The organism is Shewanella sp. 11B5 (assembly GCF_002836795.1).
GTDB classification, from domain to species: domain Bacteria; phylum Pseudomonadota; class Gammaproteobacteria; order Enterobacterales; family Shewanellaceae; genus Shewanella; species Shewanella frigidimarina.
The window spans coordinates 1-4,777 of the sequence record NZ_PJAP01000442.1; the positions used below are offsets into that span (position 1 = coordinate 1).

A 4,777-nucleotide genomic window follows, 5' to 3' on the forward strand; every position below is an offset into this window, starting at 1 on the left:
AATCAATCACTCGACGGATCATCTGCCCCGTCAAATCTTGGAAGTCTTGCGCCATCAAAATTTCATTTAATAACTCGCGAAGACGATTAGAATCATTTTCACTATGTAGCATAAACTGCTGAACATCATGACAAAGCGACTTAAACTCACCCATTTCAATGTCACGACGCATCAATTTATCCCACATTGGCGTCACTGATTGTATATTGCTAATGATGGTATCGGCCAAAGGCAGACATTCTTCAACTGCATCCATAGTTTTATTTGCAGCTTGTTCTGTCATGTCGATAACATAGTTCAATCTTTCTTTAGCATCTGGTATTTCAGTATTAGCTAATTCAGATAAACGGTTATCAACTTGAAAATCTTTTAGTGCGCTATGGAGTTGTCGAGTTAGCTTACCGACTTCTTCAAAAAGCTCACGCTGCAATGGCGTAGCAAGCTCTCTGATCATTTCATCGGCTTTATCTTGTTGACCCAAGGTAAGCAATTCAACAAGTTCTTGGGCCTGTTCGAGGGTGATTAACCCCGATATTGATGCCTGCATGACTTATCCTTGCTTATGCGAGTCGTTCAAAGATTTTATCTAATTTTTCTTTTAACGTAGCTGCGGTAAAAGGTTTTACTACATAACCATTTACACCGGCTTGCGCGGCAGCAATAATCTGTTCACGCTTAGCTTCTGCAGTTACCATTAGCACAGGTAAATGCTTTAACGAATCATCTGCACGGATTGCTCTAAGTAAGTCAATACCTTGCATTCCAGGCATATTCCAGTCTGTTACCACAAAATCAAAATCGCCTTTTTGTAACATAGGTAGGGCTGTTGAGCCATCATCTGCTTCTTGGGTATTATTAAATCCCAAATCTCGCAACAAGTTCTTAATGATACGCCTCATTGTTGAAAAATCGTCAACAATAAGAATCTTCATATTCTTGTCCAAGGTTTCCTCCGGTGAGCTGACACTCGTTTGCTCTAGATAAGTTATTATTCTTGTGTCCAATGCTTGAGCTTCGCTTTTAATCTGAGCATTGCCTGACTTAATATCTGGCTTACTCGCGATTCGCTAACTTCAAGGATGGCACCGATTTCTTTTAAATTTAATGCTTCGTCGTAATATAACGACAACACTAATGCATCTCTTTCTGGCAATGTCTTAATTGCTTCAACCAATGCAGATTGGAATTGAATTTCAGCAAGCGAGTCAAAGGTTTCATCTGGTGATTCGTTATCTGTGATTAACACATCTTGCGAAACACCAAGATCTTCTATGCCTATGATTTTACCAACAGAAACATCATTTAAGATATGATGGTACTCATCGAGCGACATATCAAGTTTTTCAGCAATTTCTGTATCGTTGGCATCTCTTCCAAGCAGTTGCCCCAATTCATCAATTGCATGTGCTACTAGACGATTATTACGATGAACTGAGCGCGGAACCCAGTCACCACGGCGAATTTCATCAATCATTGCACCACGAATTCTGATGCCAGCAAAGGTTTCAAACTTAGCCCCTTTACTGTTATCAAATTTAGAAGAGGCCTCAAGTAAACCCATCATCCCTGCTTGTAATAAATCATCAAGTTGCACCGATGCTGGTAATCTTGCCAGCATATGATGAGCAATTCTTTTTACCAACGGTGCATACTGTTCAACAATAGACGTTTTGTTATCGAACTGAGTATACGCTGCGGCTTTATTCACTCGTTCTTCCTTCTTGTATCGGCTTACGTTGTACAAGACGTTCAACAAAAAATTCTAAATGACCACCAGGCTGTTGTGGAACTGGCCAAGTCATAATTTTGTTGGCTAATCCATGATAAGCAATAGCTGAAGGAGACTTAGGATACGCTTCAACAACTAACTTTTGCTTACGAACAGCTTTACGTAAATTTTCATCAAATGGTATTGTTGCCACTAATTCTAAAGCAACATCTAAAAATCTATCAGTCACTTTACTGAGTTTAGCAAATAATTCCATACCTTCTCGAAGACTACGAACCATATTTGCCACAATTTTGAAGTGGAACACACCATGTTCACGACTTAATATTTTAATTAGCGCATAAGCATCAGTAATTGATGTTGGTTCGTCGCAAACGACTATCAATACATCCTGTGATGCACGAGAAAAACTCAGCACCATGTCTGAAATACCCGCGGCAGTGTCTACAATTAAAATGTCGAACTGAGTACGCATTTCACTAAATGCACGGATAAGTCCAGCGTGTTGCGCTGGCGATAACTCAACCATCGCTTGAGAACCCGATGTGGCAGGAACAATACCAATACCTTTAGGTCCGCGTACAATGATGTCATCTAATTCGGCATCTCCAGACAAAACATGAGATAAATTTTTCTCAGCACGTATCCCAAGCATGACATCGACGTTGGCTAAACCTAAATCGGCATCAAGCACTAATACGCGTTTGCCTTTTTCAGCTAGTGCTACCGCAGTATTAATTGACACACTGGTTTTGCCCACTCCGCCTTTACCACCGGATACGGCAATTACTTTAACTTTATCGTTATTTGGTTGATTCATCATACGTAAACCACTTGCTTGATCCCGAGTCATATCTTTACTCAAATGCATAGGCTGTGTCATTAGACCACACTGTGTCTTGTGACGATTGTTGTTCTGTTTCATTTAACGCCGCGAGAGCCTTCTTAGCCAACTCTAACGTATCTGCCACTTTCATGTCCTCAGGAACACGTTGACCGTCAGTAACATAGCTCAATGGTAACTCATTTTGAATCAATACGCTCAATGCACCTGCAATTGATATCGATTCATCTAACTTTGTTAAAATCGCACCGGCTAATGGAATTCGTTTAAAATGTTCTACAGCATCTTGTAACACACGACGTTGGCCAGTCGCTGATAAGACTAAGTAGCTCCGTATTGGGATCCTACTATTTGCTGTTAAATTGTCTAATTGCTGATATAAGCGCATATCACGCTGCCCCATACCTGCCGTATCAATTAATACTAACTTACGATTTCTAAATTGATATAAAATTTGTTCTAATTCGGTTAAATCATGTGCTTGCTTAACCGGACAGCCCATTATTTTGCCATAAGTCGCTAATTGCTCATAGGCACCAATACGATAATGGTCAGTGGTAATCAATGCTACCTGCTCTGGGCCATGATGGGCGGCAAATCGAGCGGCTATCTTAGCTAAAGAAGTTGTTTTACCGACACCAGTTGGACCAACAAACGCCACAACACCACCGCGTTTGACAATGTCATCGCCTTGATTATCGAGTAAATTGGCTAAACTTTGTGGTAAAGCTCTTACTAAATCTGCTGGGGTGTAGTGTTGACTTAACCCAGCTAGTTTAGCAGCAACTGCTGGAGAAAACTCTGCTGCAATCAATTTACTTTCTAACATTGCGCCGACAGGATCGGTACGCTTTTTTTGGTCTTTCATCAACGATGAAACTTGATGGGTCAATAAGTTACGCAATGAAGCCATTTCTTCGCGCAGTGCATCCATATCAGCAGATTGATTTTTATTGGTTTTTTTAACTTGCTCTGGTGCCGCTTGCGATTGAAAAGTTGATGCTGGTTTAGCAGATTTTGCCCCTTGTAATTGGCGGGCCCATTCTGGTAAATCTGGTTCATCTTGGCTCACAGACATTTGTTGTGTCATGCGATTATGTTGTTTTTGGAGTAATGCTTGTAAAGAATCAGCCTCAGGAGGTGGGTTCACCTTTGATTGGGCTTTCATGGCAGGCTTAGTGCCTAATGACACTCGATCGTCACTGACATCCATAAAACCAGTTGTCGGCGCTTGTGATGCGATGGCAGCTTTAGGTTCATCATAATCTACAGCAGCGACAATTTCGATTCCGCCAGTGACTTTTTTATTTGACATAATGACAGCGTCAGAACCCAAGGTTTCTTTTACTTGAGCTAATGCCGCGCGCATATCTTTGGCAAAAAATCGTTTAATTTTCACTTATGCACCTCTATAAACTGACGTTATCACTATTGGCCTACTGCAGAAACAATTCTAATTTGTTTCTCGTCTGGGATTTCTTGATAAGAAATCACTCGTAAATTTGGAATAGTGTATTTAACAAATCTTGACAGCGTTGACCTAAGCATACCCGATGTCAATAAAATGGCTGGTTGCCCTACCATTTCTTGCTTCTGTGCAGCGTCTAATAATGACTGCTGCATGCGTTCTGCGAGACCAGGTTCAATATTAGGTCCTTCACCGCCAGTCGCCTGCATAGACTTATGCAACATCTGTTCCAACTCTGGCGCCAATGTTATGACGGGAATTTCGAGTTCTGGTCCTGAGATTTCTTGCACTATCATACGTTTTAACGCTATACGTACTGCTGCCGTTAATACTTCTGTGTCATTGCTCTTAGTACCGTATTCTAACAATGTCTGCACAATGGTGCGTAAATCTCGTACCGATACCCCTTCATTAAGTAAGTTCTGCATCACTTTAACAACGGATCCCAGAGGCATAACATCTGGTACAAAGCCATCAACTAATTTAGGAGAGTTCTTGGCAAGCATATCCATTAACTGTTGTACTTCTTCATAACCTAATAGTTTGGCAGCATTATTACTCAGTAACTGGCTTATGTGAGTTGCTACAACCGTTGCAGTATCGACTACGGTATAACCTAATGTTTGTGCATGTTCACGTTGCTCTGGCGCTATCCACACCGCCTCTAAACCAAAAGCTGGGTCACGAGTTTCAATACCGTCTAGCTTACCGTAAACTTGGCCTGGATTAATCGCTA

The 4,777-nt window shown here is 41.2% G+C and carries 6 protein-coding genes; all 6 read right to left on the minus strand.

Annotation, left to right across the window (positions count from 1 at the left end):
• Positions 1–547, minus strand: a 547-nt coding sequence (locus CXF78_RS10285; protein ID WP_102036719.1) for a protein phosphatase CheZ, incomplete at its 3' end; no start/stop codon positions are given.
• 13 nt (positions 548–560) lie between these two features.
• Positions 561–944, minus strand: a complete 384-nt coding sequence (gene cheY, locus CXF78_RS10290; RefSeq protein ID WP_011919599.1) for a chemotaxis response regulator CheY — start codon at positions 942–944, stop codon at positions 561–563.
• Positions 945–988: 44 nt separating this feature from the next.
• A complete protein-coding gene (locus tag CXF78_RS10295) occupies positions 989–1,708 on the minus strand; it encodes an RNA polymerase sigma factor FliA (protein ID WP_011636673.1) in 720 nt (239 codons plus the stop codon).
• Positions 1,701–2,582: a MinD/ParA family protein gene (locus tag CXF78_RS10300; protein WP_011636672.1), complete on the minus strand. Its 882-nt coding sequence runs from the start codon at positions 2,580–2,582 to the stop codon at positions 1,701–1,703. Before CXF78_RS10300 ends, CXF78_RS10295 begins: the two co-directional genes overlap by 8 nt.
• A 4-nt stretch (positions 2,583–2,586) precedes the next feature.
• Positions 2,587–3,972 (minus strand): flagellar biosynthesis GTPase FlhF, encoded by a 1,386-nt coding sequence (flhF, locus tag CXF78_RS10305; RefSeq protein WP_059747924.1) that lies wholly within the window; start codon positions 3,970–3,972, stop codon positions 2,587–2,589.
• A gap of 29 nt (positions 3,973–4,001) precedes the next feature.
• Positions 4,002–4,777: FHIPEP family type III secretion protein (locus tag CXF78_RS10310; RefSeq protein WP_180957104.1), on the minus strand; the 776-nt coding region annotated here is incomplete at its 5' end.

Coding starts and splice junctions, on each gene's coding strand:
- CXF78_RS10300 (WP_011636672.1), bottom strand. CDS start 2,582: ATGACTCGGGATCAAGCAAGTGGTTTACGTATGATGAATCAACCAAAT.